The sequence below is a fragment of the Mycobacterium sp. TH-M116 genome (assembly GCF_057473685.1).
In genome coordinates, this window is record NZ_JBYCLC010000212.1 from 1 (window position 1) to 16,546 (window position 16,546).

Sequence of the window (16,546 nt, forward strand, 5' to 3'; positions counted from 1 at the left end):
CGCTCCGGACGGAAGGCGGCCAGCAGCCAACAGGTGTCGGCGACGAGAAACAGAGTCGGACCGCCGGCCACGCAACCCAGCAGCGCGTAGGAGAAGATCGGCGTTCGATGCGCCATCCTGCGGACCTGCAGGACGATCAGAGCCAGAATCGGGACGAGGCACACGCCGAACCAGTTGAACACGATCATGCTGTACCGGATCTCCGGAAGGTGGGCCGGATCCCGATAGAACGCGGCAACCTGCTCCGCAGGCATCGTGGGTGACATCGGCGGATTGAAACCCGGAAATAGGAAGAAGCTGGCGATCCAAAGAATCAGCGCCGCGGGCAACGTCCACAGCATGATCAGCTCACCGTCGGTTCGTCTGCCCGCACCCCGCGGAACTGCTGCGCCGCTAGCGCCAATGTCGGACATCGTGACTCCTCCGCTGAGACGGCGTGGCTGCGCCCCGCTGGTCGCGAAGCTAGCCGATCGGCTAGATTGGCGTCAATAGCCGTTCGGCTAGTCTCTCTCTGTGAAGCCGGCACGAGAGCCGACGCGCGACGGACAATTGCGGGTCGTTCAGCACAGCGCCGCCCGGACGCGTGTGCTCGATGCCGCGCTGGACCTGTTCGCGCAACACGGTGTCAGCGGTACGTCGCTGCAGATGATCGCGGATGCCGTCGGAATCACCAAAGCGGCCGTCTACCACCAATTCCGGACGAAGGAACAGATCGTCATCTCGGTGACCGGGCGCGAACTCGGCCGGCTGTTGCCGGCACTGGAGGAGGCCGAGTCGCAGGACGACGGCCCCGGAGCCCGCGATGCGCTGTTAGTCCGCGTCGTGGAAATGGCGGTTCGCGACCGCCGGTTGGTACGGACCCTGCAGTTCGATCCGGTCGTGGTTCGACTGCTGGCCGAACATGAACCGTTCCAACGTTTCACGGACCGGCTCTACCGAGCGCTGCTGAGTGACGCGGGCCTGGACGGCCGGATCGAGGCCGCCATGTTCTCGGGAGCAATCAGCGCCGCCGTCATGCATCCGTTGGTCGCCGACATCGACGACGACACACTGCTCGACCGGCTTGTCAAGCTGAGCCGGCGGTTGCTGCGCCTGCATGAGAAATACCCTAACTGAGCAGTATTCGACGAACGCTCGCTCAGGTACCGTTCTCGTATGAATACAGTCGCGCGCTTCGCTGCGGCAGCGATCATGGTCGGCACCGGGCTCGGACTGGCGAGCGTGGGCACCGCGATCGGCGCTCACGCCGACAATCCCCCCGAGCCTTCCTGGCCCCCCTGGCCATTCGTGGGCTACTACTGGTGTCCGCCCCAGCCGTTTGATCCGGCCTGGGGGCCCAACTGGGAGCCCACCACCTGCCACGACGCGCACCACCGTGACCTGGACGGCACGATCCATACCTTCGATTATTGGGGGCCTAGCCCCTTCCAGGACTGGCCGGAGATTCCGAACACTCGGCCCTGAATCGGGCGGCAAATCGCGGCCTAGGTGTCGCCGCGCTCCCAGTTTTGGACACCGTCGTGCGCGTTGCAGACCAGGAAGAGCCCATCCGGCGCCTGCGCAACGTAATACGTCGGGTAGTCGGTGCACGACGAGCCCTCGTCCTTGACCCCGACCATCGGAGGTGACCGGAACCACCGGGGCTCATACCTTCTCGGCGATCCGCAGAACATCAGCCGGCCGGGCTGGGTGGCGAAGGAGACGTAGTAGTCGGCGGTCCCGAATACGTAATAGGTGCTGTTGTCGCACGGCGCACCGAGCACGCGATGCGGGATGATTCCCGGGGTGCAGTCCGGGTAGTCGCAACTATTGGGCTCGGCGGCAGCCGGGGGAACCCCGAACAAACTCAGGCCCAGCAATACCGCGACCGATGCCACCATGAAGCGCACCAAGCTACTTTGCCACGCCTGAGCCGAAATTGGGAAGGAAATTCTGCCTTCCCGAGAGCGGCCCCGTGCGCAATGCCGCCGGTGACGGCGCCGTCGCCCTCTCTGCCAGTGATAACGTGGCTCTCCGAAGGTGCGGACGAGGAGGTGATCCATGCCGCCGCGCAAGCTCCCGGCCGACCAGCCCGAATCCGATGACGGGGGGGTGAAGGACCGCATCGTCCCAGCGTCGACTTCCGTAAAAGACGTGGACGAACTCGCCCGGGCAGAAGCCCGTGCGGAGGCCGCTCGCGCTCGCGCGCTGCGGCTGCGCCGCCTGGCCGACGCGTCATCGGATGGTCAAGGCAGCCTGGCCGATGCCGAAGCCACCGACCGCAACGTGGCGTCCGCGGACGCGGGGGCGCCGCCGCCTGCCCGACGGCGGAGGCTACGTCGCCCGGGTCGCAAAGCACTGGCCGTCCTGGCCGCGTTCGGATCCATCTGCGCGTCGTTGGCGGGAAGCGGCCATCTGCTGTGGCATCACCACGAGGCGGTGCAGAAACGGCAGCGCACCGCCGAGTTCGCCGCGGCGGCCCGCAACTCGATCCAGACCATGCTGACGATCAACTCCGGCACGGCCAGAGCCGACGTGCAACGCTTCGTCGACGAGACCACCGGCCAGTTCAAGGCCGGGGTCTTGCTGTCCGCCGAGGAATTCGTCAAGGCGGTCGAGCAGTCGAACGGCAGCAGCAAGGGCACGGTACAAGCCGTCGCGGTGCAATCCATGACCGACAATTCCGCGATCGTCTTGGTCGCCGCCACCTCCGAGCTCAGCAAGCCAGGCGGTGCCAAGCCGGAATCGAAGGCGATACGGATCGTGGTCGACCTCCTCAGAGACGGCGAGCAACTCAAGATGTCAAGAGTCGAGTTCGTCCCGTGACGGTCGACGACGAGGTGGCCCAGGACCTCGCGCCACGCCCCTCGAACCGTGTCCAACGCGTAGGTCGGGTCCTGCGCCGGGGTCTGGCGCGGTGGCGTCCGATCGTGCTGACGATAGTGCTCGTTGTCTCGACCGGGTTTGCTGTGGGCTATTTCTACTTCGTGTACCGGCCTGATCTGCAAACCGACGATGCCGCAGCGCGCCAGGTCGTCAAGGCGGCAAGCGAAGGCGCGGTCGCGCTGCTGTCCTACTCACCCGACACCCTCACCCGGGATTTCAACGATGCCAAATCGCGGGTCACCGACAGCTACCTGACCTACTACCAGCAGTTCGCCGAAAAGGTGGTGGGGCTGGCGGCCATGCGTGGCCAGGTCACCACGACCGCTACCGTGGTCAAAGCCGCCGTATCGGAAATGCACCCGAATTCGGCTGTCGTCCTCGCATTCGTGACACTGAAGACGTCGAGTAAGGACAAACCTGATCCGGTCCTCACGTCGAGCAGCCTCAAGGTGGTGCTGAACAGGGTCAAAGATTCATGGCTTATTGAAAACTTCGAGGCCGTGAGCTCGGGTAGGTCATGATCAAAACCATTCCGTCATGTGCGGCACCGGTGTTAGTCTGTGAATTCGAGTTCGCTTGAAAATGGCGGCATTTAACGCGTCGAGGAGCACGTGATGCGTTCCATGAGCGTGACGCTTAGCGCAGCATTGGCGGTCGCCGGTCTGGCCGGCGGCGTGGGCACGGCCCCGTTGGCGCGGGCCTACAACGCGGCCATCAACGGCACGTATACCGCCACGGTGGTCGGACAATGGGCGAGGTCGCGGCAGGTGTACCACCAAGAGGCGACGGTGCGAAGCACCTGGAAGATCACCTCCTCGTGCTCCAACGCCTACGAATGCACCGGCCAGGTGGTCAGCGACCAAGGCTGGAGCGCACCGCTGACCATGTTCGACGGCCTCAACTGGTACGTCAAACGCGACATTCCGGACTGGGAAACCTGTCCCGACGGCACCTCACACCCCGGGACGGACTACATCATGTTCTATCCCGCCGACCCGGTAACCGGGGAGAACGTGCTCGGGTCGCCGGTTTTTGCCGGAAGCGAGCGTACGGTCGGTCCGTCCGGCGTCTGCGGCAACAATCTTCCGCTGGATGTCGCCCAGCCCTTGAGGCTCGACAAGATCGGATGACCCGGGGCGCCAAACCTTGAGGCGCGCCTGCCTTTTGAGTGTTCGAGTCAATGCTCGACCGAATGTGTGAGTCAAGCCGGGCCACGGGACGCTACGTGGCGAACAGGTCCTTCCACGTTTTGGGACCCTTCTTCGTCACCAGATCCGACTGACGGTAAGCCTGACCGTCGGGGGCGACGTAGACACCGGTGTGCGGGTCGTACTGGGCGATGGCCACCGACGGACCGGGCGCAGACGCGTAACGCCGGAAAGCACTCGGCGCAGCCGAGGGTCCCGACGGCCCGCCCGCCGCTGGGGCCGCTGCGGGCGGTGGCGCATCGTCCGGCACCCCCGGGGGCGGCACCCCCGGGGCTGGTGCGATGGGCAACACCGCCATCGGGGACGGTGGTGCACTCCGCGGCAAATCGGCCGGGGATGACGGAACATCAATCGGCGCAATCGGGGAAACCTCGCCCATCGTTGCCGCCGGGGCCGGCGGCCCCGGTGGTGGTGGTGCCGCCGGTGCAGGCGTTCCGGGTCCCCGGGGAACCGCTCCGGGGGGCATCGGCGTGCCCTCAACAGGACCGAAGATTCTTTCCCTGTTCCAGTTGACGCGGTCGTCCGGCGGGATGCCCTGCGCGATGAGATTGGGATCCAGCGGGTAGGTACCGAACGTGTGCTGCCTCATCGCCAGCGGTTCGAATGGCTTGTCGCTCTCGCAGATTTCGACTGTGGGCGCACGCTTTCCGGGCCGCTCCATACACGGGTAGTTGCGCGCACCACGCACCCCGATGGGCGAGTCCTGCGGCAGTTTGCAGTACAGCCCGTCCGGCGTGTCTATGGTGCGGGTATCGGCCGGGGAGCGCCATTGACTCGGCGGCAGGAAACCTACGGTGCACGGCGGCGGGTCACTGACGATGAGATTGAAGGCGCCCGTGGGTAATCCCTGCACCGTCTTGGTGGGAAGGAATGACTGAACCGCCGCGGTGAACGGCGGCAGCAACACCAGCATCTGCTCGATCGAGGCGTGGTAGGCCACGCCGATCTGACCAATCGTGGTGAGGTTGGCGAGCAGTACCGGCAGCGTCGGCTTGATCTGCTCGAGCAGTTGCGATGCCTCGTCGAACGCCCCGGGCCCCTTCCGCAGCAGCGTGCGGAACTGCGGATCGTCTTTGGCCACTTCCCCGGTGAATCCGGCAAGGCTGCGTGCCCAGGTTCGGATCGAGTCGGCCGTCTGCGCCTGTGCGTCGAGGAACGGGCCGGTGTCTTCGGTCAAGGTCTGCGCGCGGTCGGAGACGCCGTTGAGATCATGGGAGAGTTGTGCCGAAGAGTCGAACAACGACTGGAAGTCGTAGCCGGCGCCGTTGAATCCCTGGTACGTCTCGTCGAGCAACGTGCTGAGCTTGCCCTTGGGAATGCTCTTGAGTAAGGCATTCGACTGATCCAGCACGGGACCGATCGGCTGCGGAAGCGTCGTCTGGTCCTTGGCGATGACCGAGCCGTCACGCAGGAATGGCGCCGAGTCGGTTCGTGGCCGCAGGTCCACGTAGTACTCACCCACCGCGGAGATACTGAGCACTTCGGCCTTCAGATCCGCTGGGATCTTGGGCGAGGTATCAAGGGAGAGTGTGGCTTGCACGCCCGTGGGCGTCAGCCCTACCGCGGTCACCCTGCCGATCTGCACGCCGCGGTAGGTCACGTTGGAGAACCGGTACAGGCCGCCGGTGGCCGGCAGCTCCAGCGTGACGGTCATCTTGCCGATGCCCAGCAGCGTAGGCACCTGCATGTACCAGACCACCATGACGACCAGACCGACGATCCCCACGATCGTGAAGATCGCCAGCTGGACACGCACAAAGCGGGTCAGCATCTATTGACTCCCCTGCACCGGTGTGGCCGCGGGCGGCAGCAGATCGTTCGGCTGGGCGGTCGCGCCCGGTGGCGGCGGCCCGGGCAGCGGCGGTGCATCCGCCGACTGCGGGCTCAGCGGAGCCGGCCCGGACAGGGGTCCATACTGCGGCCCCGCGTTCGGCGGTGGCACTCCCGGTTGGAAGGGTGGCGGGTTGGGCCCTGGCATCGGTTGCCCGACCGGGCCGGGACCGGCGAGTGCCCCGGGCGCCCCGGGCGGGGCGCCGTACCTGAATTGCAGGTACGACGGGTCCCCGGGTATCGGCACTGTCTGTGCGCCCAGCCGTCCCCAGTGGGTGCCGAGCAGGATGCTCTTGCGCAGCCCGGCGTTCGTCAGGTCGATGACGAAGTATCCGTTGACGTAGTCGCCGCGGACGAACCGGTCGATGAAGCCCTGGGTCAGCGGGAATGTGGGGGCGTACGCCAGCGCCTTGTCGAGTTCCGGGCCGACATCGGCGAGCGCGCCCAGCGCCGGCGCCAGGTTTTGCAGGTTCTTGACCAAGTCGTCTCCGGCGTCGTTGACGAGCTTGGCGGTTGTGTTGCCGAACGTCCCGAGCTTGTTCAGTGCTTCGGTGATGCGCGGCCGCTCCTTGGTGAGCACGTCCAGTGCGGGTGGGATCTTGTACAGCGCCTGGGTTACCACGTCGCGCTGCGCGGCGAAGGTGGAGCCCAACCGGTTCAATGCCTGGATCGACGCCACCAGGTTGTCGCGCTGTTGATCGAGCGTGCCGATGAACTTGTCGAGGCGGCTCAGCAGATCGCGGACCTCGCCCGCGTGCCCGGACAGGGCCCCGTTGAAGTTGTGGATGATGTCGCCGAATTGGCCCAGCCCGCCGGCGTTGAGGACCACCGACAGCGACGACAGGGTCTGCTCGGTCGACGGGAAGGTCGCCGACCGGCTCAGCGGAATGGTGGCGCCCGGCCGCAGTCGCCCGGTCGCCGGCTGGCCCAAGGGGGGATTCAGCTCGAGATGCATGGACCCCAGCAGGCTGGTCTGGCCGATGCGGGCCACCGCGTTCGCCGGTATCGAAACGCCGGGATTGACCGAGACGTCCAGATTGGCGTGCCAGCCCCGCACCGTCATCTTGCTGATGCTGCCGACGATGACGTCGTCGACCATCACCGGCGAATTCGCTTCCATCGTACCGACATCGGCGATCTCGACGTGATAGGTGCTGGCACCCGGCCCGCGCCCGACGGCGCCGGGCAGCGGCAGTGAGTTCAGGCCGTTGAATGAGCATCCGGTCACGGTCAGCATGACGCAGCAGCCGATGCCGAACATCCGCCGGATGGCTATGCGCGCGCTCATGGTTGCTGACCTTGACCTGGCAGCAGCATGTCGGGCACGGTCGCGGGAGCCGGCGGCGGCTCGACCGGGATCGTCGGCGGAGGAGGCTCCGGCATGGCCGCTCCCGGAATCCGTGCCATCGGCACGGACCCCGGCGGCCCCACCGGATCACCGGGCAGCCCGGTATACGCGGACACCGCGGGTGGCAGCTCGGGCGCGGTCGGCTTCGGGCCTTCCCCGCCCGGCTTCAGCCGGTCCTCGGTGTAGATGACGTTTTTCGAGTCGAACACCGGGGCCAGGATGGGGTTGATCGGAATCGGGACATAGTTGAAGTTGAAGTACATCAACGGGTTGAACACCTTCAAGGCCGGGCTCAGATACAAGCCGCACAATTTCCCGGTCTCGTTCGCGGTGGCGTTCTCCAGGGCCCCGAGTTGCGAGCAGAAGGCGAACGTCGGATTGGTCAACTGCTGGAAGTCGACCCCGCCGCGAATGTTCCCGACATCCGGGTCGTAGGAGTTGTAGAAGTTGGCAAGCCCGTTCGGGGCAACGTGCAGAAGGTTTTTCAGCGCCATCTTGTGGTCGACGAGAACCTGGGTCACGTCGGCCAACCGCGTCAGTTGCTCAGAGGTCGCGTCCCGACTGCCCGCGACGAACCGCTGCACCTCACCGACCGCACCCGACAAATCCGTCAACGCCGCATCCAGATCCGACTTGTTGTCGTCAAGCACGCTGGTGAGGGTGGCCAACCGGTTGTCGAACTGCACGATCTGGGTATTGCTGTCCCGCAGGGCCGAGACGAACGTCTGCAGGTTCCTGATGATGTCGACGAGGTTGCCGCTGCCGTTGGCGAAGACCCGCGCCACGCCCGAAAGCTGCGCCAGCGTCTGCCTGAGCTTCTCGCCGTTGTCCCCGCCCAGCGCGTCTGCGGCACTGTCGATGAAACGTGCCACCGACGGTGTGGACACCTTGCTATTGGGACCCAATTCGGTTGCCAGACGCATCAACTGGATCTTGACCTGGTCCCATTCGACAGGTATCGCCGTCCGGTCGATCGGTATCACGGCACCGTCGCGCATGGTCGGACCGCTCGACCGGTAGGCCGGGGTGAGCTGGACGTAACGTGCGGCCACCAGATTCTGGGCGACGATCACCGCCTTCGCGTCCGCGGGAATGGACACGCCGTGGTCGACGTGCATCACCAACTTTGCCCGGGTGCCCTGCGGCTGGATCGACTCGATGGTGCCGACCTTCATACCCGACACCCGCACGTCGTCACCGGGATAGATCGCGGTGGCGGTCGGGAAGTAGGCGGTGATCGTCGTCGCGCGAAAGAACGTGTTGCGGATGGCGACCGCCGTGCCGACGACAACCAGCCCGGCCAACGTGATCGCCAGCCCGACCTTCAGCGTGCCGCGCGGTATCTCCCCAAGCCCCGTCATTGCGACCCCCCCGGCATGAAGTTGAACGGGAACGGGAAGAATGCCCGCGGCCCGGCGTTGTCCGGCGGTGAGCCGGGCTGTCCGTAGGCGCGGAAGCCGAAGCTGTAGTCGAACAACCATTGGAAGAAGGGCATGAAGAACTCGTTGGGGATGAACGAGTTGTAGTAGAACCCGTTCGACACCGTTTCGCCCCCTTGGACCGCGAGCTGCGCCAGGCCGGGAAGGCTTTTGGCGATGTTGTCCTTGTTCTTTTGCAATATCGCTGTCACATGGTTCAGCTTCTCCAGCGACGGCGCCAGTTTGGATTCGTTGTCGTGCACCAAGCCGGTCAGCTGCGTGGCCACCGCCGACGTGCTCTCCAGCAGCCGCACGATCGCCTGGCGGCGCACCACCAGCATCGACACCAGGTCGTTGGCGTTCAGGATCAGCGTGTTGAGTTGCTGACTGCGTTGCGACAGGATGCCGGTGAGATCGCCGGCGCCCTTGAGCAGCTCACCCAGAGTCCTGTTGCGCGCATTGAGGGTTTGGGAGAGCCGGGACACCCCGTCGAATGTGGGACCCAGTTGCGGAGCAATCTCGTTCAGCGTCGCCGAGAGTGTATCGAGAGACTGGTTGAGCACACCGGTGTCGGTGCCTTCGACGTCGCTGGTGAGGTTCTGCACCGCCTCGGACAACGAATAGGGCGAGGAGGTGCGCGACACCGGGATGACGGTCATCGGACGTAAGGTGCTGCTGCCGGCCGATTCCAGGGTGAGTATTCGCTGACCCAGCAGCGAACCCGTCCTGATGTGCGCCGTGCTGGCGGACCCCAGCAAAACGTTCCCCTTGACGGTGAACGTCACCAGAACGTCGCCGTGGTCCAGGGACATCTCGGACACGGTCCCGACTTTGATTCCCGAGACCGTGACCTCGTTGCCGGTCGCCAGACCGCCGGCGTCGGCGAACAGCGCCTGGTAGCGGACCGTGGTGGCCCGTTGCAGGAGTTGGTCTGGGTTCAGCCCGACGGCGATGATCAGAATGATCAAGACGACGCCGATAAAGCCCGGCTTGATGAGCTGGCCGCCTCGATACTTATTCATTGGGATCCTTGGGCTCCGCGCACCTGCCGGTGGTCTGGTGTCCTATGCCCACCTTCACCGTCCGGTACTGTAAATCGGACACCCACAGCTCCAGCCCGCACAGGTAATAGGTCAACCAGGCACCGTCGGCGCCCTGCCTCCTCATTTTCCTGATGTTGTGCGGCAACTTCTGCAACGAGATGTCGATGACGTTCTTGTCGTCGCTGTCCAGCAGCGGCGCCAACCGATTCATCTGGTCCACGGTGTCGCCCAATGGCTTCCGGGCGCGGCTGAGCAGCTCCGCGATCGAGGCGGTTCCATTGTCCAGGGCGGTGATGGCGGTGCCGATGGTGTCACGGTCATTGGACAGTCCGCTGATCAGCTTTTCGAGCCTGTCGATGGCGCCGGAGAATTTACCGCCGTCCTTGTTGACGGTGGCCACCACGGTGTTGAGATTGTCGATGAGCTGCTGCACCGTTTGGCTGTTGTCGGCCAGCGTGTTGGAAAAAGATGTCGTCTTCGCGAACAGCGAATTCAGCGTTGTGCCCTCGCCCTGAAAAACCTGAATCAGCGCAGCGCTGAGTTGGTTGACATCTTGCGGATTCAGGCCCTGCGTAACGGGTTTGAGCCCGCCGAGCAGCAGATCGAGGTCGAGCGCCGGCGCGGTCCGATCGATCGGGATCTCCGACCCGGGCGGCAACACCCTGGTGGACCCGGGACCTTCGACGAGTTCGAGGTAACGGTCACCGACGAGGTTGAGATAGCGGATCATGGCCCTCGTGCCGTTGGTGAGCACGACGCTGCGGTCGGCGTCGAATTTCACCAGCACCTTTTTGTCCGGGAGCAACGAGACGCTGCCGATCGTGCCCACCCGGACGCCGGCGACCCGGACCGTCTGTCCGGGCTTCAACCGCGAAACATCGTTGAAGAGAGCCGAATACCTTGCCGTCGAGCCGGTCGTGTACTGCCCGAAGATGAAGAACAACGACACCGTCAACAGCGTCATGACGAGCGCGAACGCCCCGAACTTGATGATCATCCCGCGCGAGCCCGTCATCCGGGCTGCCCAACCTGGAACGAGTTGCGCGGCGGCCCGTCGATCGGGCCGTACAGCAACTGCTTGAGCGCGTCGGAGTTCAACAGCAACTGCTGGTTGCCGTACTCCTGAGGATTCGCGCCGACGTCGGCGATCACGAATTCCGGCGATTTGTTGTAGGGCACCACCGGAAGATTCTCGCACCGCGGCCCGCCGGTCGCGGCCACCTTGGGCAAGTTGCTCGGGTAGCGGAAACGTTCGGCGCCAAAACCAAGAAAGACCTGCGCGTAGATCATCGGCTCCGGGTTGTTTGGCGCATGGAGGTTCTCCAGTGAACCCTTGGTAGCACACCACAGGGCCTGGTGGTATTCGTTCAGCAGGTTCGTGGTGGGCACCAGTAGATGAAGGACGTCGGTCAGCGGCTGCCGGTTGGCACCGAGCACGTCATTGCCCGTGTCGGCCAACCCGATTGAACTGAGCAGGAACGCGTCGAGATTCTGTTGCTCGTCGACGATCGACTTGCTGATCTTCACCGTGTTGTCGATGGTGGCCAAAAGGTGCGGCGCCGCGTCGGCATACGCGTTGCTCACGACGGGCAGTGCCTCGAGGTCGTGGCTGAGCGCGGGAAGACTCGCATCCTGCTTGGCCAGAAAGGCGTCGAGGTCGGAAAACGTCTGGCCGATCTTATGACCCCGACCGTTCACCGCCGAGGCGATCGCGCCCAGGGTTTCGTTGAGCTTGGCAGGATCGATCGACGACAGCACCGACGTCAATTGCTGGAATACGGTGTTGATTTCGACGGTGACGTCCTTGTTCTGCAGGACGGCACCAGGCTGGAGGTGCTGCGGTGCGGGGTCGGCGGGCGGTACCAGGTCCACGAATTTGGCACCGAAGACCGATGTCGATGCGATGTCGACGAGCACATTGGCAGGAATGAGATGCATTTGCGACGGCTGCATCTCGAGGTTCAGAACGGCTTGACCGTTGGGCCGCACGTCAATCGAGCCGACCTTGCCGACCTCGACGCCGCGCATCTTCACCTTCGCTTCCGGGTTCATCACCAAGCCGGCGCGCGGCGACACCACGGTCACCGGCACGGTCTTGGTGAAACTGCCCTGAAACAGGCCCAACGCGATTGCGACGATGATGCCCACCGCAACGATCGTCCCCAACCCGGCGAGGGGCCGCGCATAGGACTGCGCGCCAAAATTGCGGCCGGGCGATGCCGCGACGGGTCCAGCGGAGCTGTCTGCTTCAGAGCGGTCGATGGGACCGGGCCCGAAGTTGCGCGTCACTTTCCTTTCACCGCCTTTCCCTAGCCAGACAGGTTGAAGTTGCCGTTGGAGCCGTAGATGGACAGCGAAACCAGCAGGATCACCGACACCACCACGATCAGCGAGGTGCGCACCGCGTTACCGGTGGCCACCCCCACGCCGGCCGGCCCGCCGGAGGCGAAATAGCCGTAGAACGTATGGATCAACAAAATTGTCAACGCCATCGCCACGGCCTCCAAAAACGACCAGAACAAGTCGATGGGATTCAAGAACGTGGTGAAGTAGTGGTTATACAACCCGCTGGACTGACCGAACAGCACCGTCGTGATGAACTGACTGGCCATAAACGACAACACCACCGCGATGCTGTAGAGCGGCGTGATCGCCAGCATCCCGGCCACGAGCCGGGTGCTGACCAGATACGAAACCGGCCGAATCGCCATCGATTCCAGCGCGTCGATTTCTTCGTTGATCCGCATCGCGCCCAGCTGCGCGGTCACCCCGGCGCCGAAGGTGGCCGCCAAACCGATTCCCGCGACGATCGGTGCGGCGATGCGCACGTTGATGAAGGCCGCCAGGAATCCGGTGAGCGCCTCGATACCGATGTTGCCCAGCGAGCTGTAGCCCTGCACCGCCAGCGTGCCGCCGGCGGCCAGCGTCATGAAACCGACGATCGCCAGCGTCCCGCCGATCATCGCCAAAGTACCGGCACCCATGCTGATTTCAGCAATCAGGCGAATGATTTCGCGGCGGTAGTGGGTCATCGCGAAGGGTACGCCGGCAATCGCCCGGCCGTAGAACAGCGTGTGATCGCCGATTCGGCCCAGGGTGCCGGCCGGCTTGTGAAGTTGTCGCGACAAACGCGGGTAGACGGCTCTCAGTTGCGTCACAACGTGTCCTTACACCTCCTTCGAGCTACTGCTTGGAAGAAAATCGGATACCGATGGCCGTGACGACCACATTGACGACGAGCAACGACATGAACGCAAAAACCACCGTTTCGTTGACGGCGTTGCCCACCGCCTTGGCACCGCCACCCGACACCGTCAGCCCGCGATAGCACGCGACCAATCCGGCGATCAGGCCGAAAAGCGCCGCCTTGATGCATGAAATGACCACCTCGGGCACGCCGGTCAGCAGTGTGATTCCCGCCGCGAACGCCCCGGGATTCACGTCTTGGACGAACACCGAAAAGACGTATCCGCCCACGATGCCGATGATGACGACCAGGCTGTTCAGCAGTAGTGCCACCAAGCCCGCGGCCAGCATGCGTGGTGTCACCAAGCGCTGGATCGGGTTGATACCCAGTACCTCCATCGCGTCGATCTCTTCACGGATCGTTCGCGACCCCAGGTCCGCGCACATCGCCGTCGCGCCGGAGCCCGCCACGATCAGCACCGTCACCAGTGGGCCGACCTGGGTGACCGCACCGAACGCGGCACCCGCACCGGACAGGTCGGCGGCACCCAGTTCCCGCAACAAGACGTTGAGCGTAAAGCTGACCAGGACGGTGAACGGAATGGCCACCAACAAGGTCGGCACGATCGCGACGCGCGCCACAAACCACGACTGCTCTAAGAACTCGCGCCACTGGAACGGCCGGCGAAACAAAAATTTCACCGCATCGGCCGACATGGCGAACAAGCCGCCGACTGCCTGCATGGGCTTGGAGCCGCGCCCCAGCGAGATGCCGGCAGTCCAGCGCTCTGCGCCTCTACTCGCCATCGCTAGCACCCGCTTTCGGAGTTGCGGCCCGCACCGACTGTGGAGATGTCGCACCGTAACGAACAACGCCGTCCGCCAAACCGATCCGGGGCCACCGGACCCGGCCGGCGGTCACGGCTCCGAGTCGACCGACCTCACGCCGGTCCTCCGTTCTGTCGCGTGAGCCGGCGCTTGCACAACGAGGATGCCGAACGAGGCCCCTCGTCGTGAAGCGTCGGGCGATTATTACTCATTCCGCGACCAGGCGGAGCGAAAACAGCATAACCGTTATCGGGCGGCGCACAAGGTCGACTCGGACAGGCCTGGCGACTCCAGTCTCGGTAGTGCTCACGTGACGGCACCGGCCGTCTTGAGCTCGATGATGCGGTCCCAATCGAGTCCGATTTGCAGCAGGATCTCGTCGGTGTGTTCGGCGAATCCGGGCGCCGGCCCGGACTGTGGCGCGGTGACGTCGAATTGGACCGGGTTGGCGACGAGTTCGAGTTCGCCCGCGCGGACCATGTACTCGTTGGACCGGATCTGGACGTCATCGGCGGCCTGAAGAGTGTCCTGCACCGGGGCCCACGGACCGGCGAGCGTGGCAAAGCGTTGGCTCCACTCGGCCAGCGTGCGGGTCGCGATGGCTTTGGTCAAGATCTGCACCGCGTCCGCGGTGTTGGCGGCGATCTTTTCCGCCGTGGCAAAGCGCGGGTCGTCGGCCAACTCCGGCAGGTCGACGTGCCGGCACACGTCGGCCCAGAACTTGGTGGGCTGCATCATCACCAAGGAGATATAGCGGCCGTCGGATGTCGCGTACACCCCCACCAGGGGGTTGACCGGCGAGCCGTGCACACCGGGCGGCGGCGCCTCCAGCCGCTGACCCAGGTGATTGGTCAGCGCGACCGTGTGCCCCATCGACCACAGGCCGCTGCCCAGCAGCGATACGTCCACGACCGAGGGCTCGCCGGTGCGCTCCCGCTTGAGCAGCGCCGCCGCGATGCCGCCGGCGAGGTTGGTACCCGAGATCGTGTCGCCGTAGGCGGGCCCGGGCGGCCCGATCATGCCCGGCATTCCGGGCGGCGTGATGGTGGCGGCGGTTCCGGCCCGGCACCAGAAGGCGGTCATGTCATAACCGCCCTTCTCGGACTCCGCACCGCGGGGGCCCAGCGCGCTGCCGCGCGCATAGATGATGTCGGGGTTGACCGCGCGGATGTCCTCGACGTCGATGCCGAACTTCGTGCGGTGTCCCGGCAGGAAGCTGGTGAGGAACACATCCGAGCGGCGGGCCAGCTCGTGCAGCACGTCCCTACCCTCGGGCACCGACATGTCCAGCCCGATGCTGCGCTTGAGCCGGTTGGCGTGCTCGATGTTGGGGTTCGGGTCGCCTTCGACGCGCAGCATGCCGGTCTGGCGCAGGCCGCGCTGCGGGTCACCGGTCACCGCGTGCTCGACCTTGATCACGTCGGCGCCCCATTCGGCCAGCACCGCGCCGGCCGACGGGACGAACCCGTACATGGCGACCTCCAGGACGCGGATGTCCTCCAGCGGCCTCACGCGTCACCCCCCATGACCGGGACGGCGAACGTCTTCGGTTCCAGGAACTCCTCGAGCCCGGCCACACCCATCTCGCGGCCCACGCCCGACTGCGTGAAAAAGCCCCGCGACTCCCGCTCGCCGGGGTCCTCGGTGACCAGACGACCGCCGATCAGGAGCCGGCTGTCGCCGCACGACTCGGGCGCGGCACCTGCGACTGCCTGGACGGTGTCCTGCGCCGGCATTCGTACCCCCGATTGTGGTGACCGTCACGAAAACTTCGTTCTCTTACCGGGCGAATCTTACATTCGTATCTCGAAAATTCAAGAAAGTCTCGTGGTCGAGATCAGCCCGCTGACCAGCGGCGCACACGCTCCCGCGGCCGGTCAACAGGCCCTCCGGCGCTGGCTGAGCGCTATTTCGCGACGACCTTGCATGCCAATCCGGTTCGAGAGTACGGTTCTCGTAATTGCAAGGGAGATTCTTTGTGACTGAGATGGGCATGTTGGCGGCGGGGACTCGTCCGGCGATGGGCACATGACGACCGCCGTGGTGACCGGCGGCGGATCCGGCATCGGTCTGGCCGTGGCGAACCGCCTGCGCGCCGACGGTCTCGACGTCGCCACGATCGACCTGAATCCGTCCGACGCCGATTTCGCCTTCACCGCCGACGTCACCGACCGCTCGCAGGTGGACGCCGCCCTGTCGACGATCCGCGCCCAGATGGGTCCGGTGACGGTACTGGTCAACGCCGCGGGCCTGGACGGCTTCAAGCGTTTCAACAACCTCGCGTTCGAGGAATGGCAGCGCGTCATCGACGTCAACCTCAACGGCGTCTTCCACATGATCCAGGCGGTGCTGCCCGACATGGTCGAGGCCGGGTGGGGACGGATCGTCAACATCTCCTCGTCGAGCACGCATTCCGGGGTTCCCTATATGAGCCACTACGTGGCGGCCAAGTCCGCGGTCAACGGGCTGACCAAGTCGCTGGCACTCGAGTACGGGCCCACCGGCATCACGGTCAACGCCGTCCCGCCGGGGTTCATCGACACCCCGATGCTGCGCAGTGCCGAAAAAAACGGGTTCCTCGGCGACATCGAGCAAAACATCGCGCGCACCCCGGTGCGCCGGATGGGCAAGCCGGAGGACATCGCGGCCGCGTGCGCCTTCCTGGTGTCCGAGGAGGCCGGCTACATCACCGGCCAGATCCTCGGCGTCAACGGCGGTCGCAATACCTGAGCACCCGGCAAGCAACTGGAGGGAGAAGCGGTGGGAGACGGTGCGGTGCGCCTGGCCGAGGAAGGCGCCGACATGAAGGGCGAGCCACCG

General features: G+C 65.0%; 17 protein-coding genes and 1 pseudogene. 6 read left to right on the forward strand and 12 right to left on the reverse strand.

The genetic code is table 11. The annotated features are described in order from the left end of the window. Positions 1-413 (reverse strand): annotated as a pseudogene (locus tag AC2VOK_RS10685) (hypothetical protein); the annotation flags it as partial. 100 nt (positions 414-513) lie between these two features. Between AC2VOK_RS10685 and AC2VOK_RS10690 the strand changes: the two are divergent. Next, positions 514-1,116 carry a TetR/AcrR family transcriptional regulator gene (locus tag AC2VOK_RS10690; RefSeq protein WP_428900441.1) on the forward strand — a complete coding sequence of 201 codons (603 nt, stop codon included), beginning with the start codon at positions 514-516 and terminating at the stop codon, positions 1,114-1,116. 39 nt (positions 1,117-1,155) lie between these two features. Beyond that, positions 1,156-1,464: an Mtp family mycobacterial-type pilin gene (locus AC2VOK_RS10695; RefSeq protein WP_428900442.1), complete on the forward strand. Its 309-nt coding sequence runs from the start codon at positions 1,156-1,158 to the stop codon at positions 1,462-1,464. A gap of 20 nt (positions 1,465-1,484) precedes the next feature. Here AC2VOK_RS10695 and AC2VOK_RS10700 read toward each other — a convergent pair whose 3' ends face one another. Further along, positions 1,485-1,880, reverse strand: a complete 396-nt coding sequence (locus AC2VOK_RS10700) for a hypothetical protein (RefSeq protein WP_428900443.1) — start codon at positions 1,878-1,880, stop codon at positions 1,485-1,487. 160 nt (positions 1,881-2,040) lie between these two features. Between AC2VOK_RS10700 and AC2VOK_RS10705 the strand changes: the two genes are divergently transcribed. The 3 genes from AC2VOK_RS10705 (at position 2,041) to AC2VOK_RS10715 (ending at position 3,995) form a co-directional block, all read left to right on the forward strand. Next, positions 2,041-2,805, forward strand: a complete 765-nt coding sequence (locus tag AC2VOK_RS10705) for a hypothetical protein (RefSeq protein WP_428900444.1) — start codon at positions 2,041-2,043, stop codon at positions 2,803-2,805. Beyond that, positions 2,802-3,386, forward strand: a complete 585-nt coding sequence (locus AC2VOK_RS10710; RefSeq protein ID WP_428900445.1) for a twin-arginine translocation pathway signal — start codon at positions 2,802-2,804, stop codon at positions 3,384-3,386. Before AC2VOK_RS10705 ends, AC2VOK_RS10710 begins: the two co-directional genes overlap by 4 nt. Before the next feature lie 102 nt (positions 3,387-3,488). Then, positions 3,489-3,995: an Rv2253/PknI dimerization domain-containing protein gene (locus AC2VOK_RS10715; protein ID WP_486944287.1), complete on the forward strand. Its 507-nt coding sequence runs from the start codon at positions 3,489-3,491 to the stop codon at positions 3,993-3,995. 91 nt (positions 3,996-4,086) lie between these two features. Here the strand turns inward: AC2VOK_RS10715 and AC2VOK_RS10720 are convergent, their stop codons facing one another. The 10 genes from AC2VOK_RS10720 to AC2VOK_RS10765 all read right to left on the reverse strand — a co-directional run bounded on the left by AC2VOK_RS10720 (position 4,087) and on the right by AC2VOK_RS10765 (position 15,462). Then, the gene (locus tag AC2VOK_RS10720) at positions 4,087-5,844 is read right to left on the reverse strand and encodes an MCE family protein (protein ID WP_428900447.1); all 1,758 of its coding nucleotides are present in this window, start codon (positions 5,842-5,844) and stop codon (positions 4,087-4,089) included. Further along, positions 5,845-7,191: an MCE family protein gene (locus tag AC2VOK_RS10725; protein WP_428900448.1), complete on the reverse strand. Its 1,347-nt coding sequence runs from the start codon at positions 7,189-7,191 to the stop codon at positions 5,845-5,847. Next, positions 7,188-8,612 carry an MCE family protein gene (locus AC2VOK_RS10730; RefSeq protein WP_428900449.1) on the reverse strand — a complete coding sequence of 475 codons (1,425 nt, stop codon included), beginning with the start codon at positions 8,610-8,612 and terminating at the stop codon, positions 7,188-7,190. The genes AC2VOK_RS10725 and AC2VOK_RS10730 overlap by 4 nt, the downstream gene beginning before the upstream one ends. Further along, positions 8,609-9,691 carry an MCE family protein gene (locus AC2VOK_RS10735; RefSeq protein WP_428900450.1) on the reverse strand — a complete coding sequence of 361 codons (1,083 nt, stop codon included), beginning with the start codon at positions 9,689-9,691 and terminating at the stop codon, positions 8,609-8,611. The genes AC2VOK_RS10730 and AC2VOK_RS10735 overlap by 4 nt, the downstream gene beginning before the upstream one ends. Further along, positions 9,684-10,727 (reverse strand): MCE family protein, encoded by a 1,044-nt coding sequence (locus AC2VOK_RS10740; protein WP_428900451.1) that lies wholly within the window; start codon positions 10,725-10,727, stop codon positions 9,684-9,686. Before AC2VOK_RS10740 ends, AC2VOK_RS10735 begins: the two co-directional genes overlap by 8 nt. Beyond that, positions 10,724-12,001 (reverse strand): MCE family protein, encoded by a 1,278-nt coding sequence (locus AC2VOK_RS10745; RefSeq protein ID WP_428900452.1) that lies wholly within the window; start codon positions 11,999-12,001, stop codon positions 10,724-10,726. Before AC2VOK_RS10745 ends, AC2VOK_RS10740 begins: the two co-directional genes overlap by 4 nt. 20 nt (positions 12,002-12,021) lie before the next feature. Continuing rightward, the gene (locus AC2VOK_RS10750; RefSeq protein ID WP_428900453.1) at positions 12,022-12,870 is read right to left on the reverse strand and encodes an MlaE family ABC transporter permease; all 849 of its coding nucleotides are present in this window, start codon (positions 12,868-12,870) and stop codon (positions 12,022-12,024) included. A 25-nt stretch (positions 12,871-12,895) separates the two neighbouring features. After that, complete coding sequence (locus AC2VOK_RS10755) at positions 12,896-13,705, reverse strand: MlaE family ABC transporter permease (protein WP_428900454.1); 810 nt, start codon at positions 13,703-13,705, stop codon at positions 12,896-12,898. A gap of 327 nt (positions 13,706-14,032) precedes the next feature. Beyond that, positions 14,033-15,238 (reverse strand): CaiB/BaiF CoA transferase family protein, encoded by a 1,206-nt coding sequence (locus AC2VOK_RS10760; protein WP_428900455.1) that lies wholly within the window; start codon positions 15,236-15,238, stop codon positions 14,033-14,035. Continuing rightward, positions 15,235-15,462 (reverse strand): hypothetical protein, encoded by a 228-nt coding sequence (locus AC2VOK_RS10765; protein ID WP_428900501.1) that lies wholly within the window; start codon positions 15,460-15,462, stop codon positions 15,235-15,237. Before AC2VOK_RS10765 ends, AC2VOK_RS10760 begins: the two co-directional genes overlap by 4 nt. Positions 15,463-15,754: 292 nt before the next feature. Here AC2VOK_RS10765 and AC2VOK_RS10770 point away from each other — a divergent pair, with 292 nt between their 5' ends. Then, positions 15,755-16,456, forward strand: coding sequence for an SDR family NAD(P)-dependent oxidoreductase (locus AC2VOK_RS10770; RefSeq protein ID WP_428900456.1), 702 nt, complete (start codon positions 15,755-15,757; stop codon positions 16,454-16,456). The last annotated feature ends 90 nt before the right edge of the window (positions 16,457-16,546 follow it).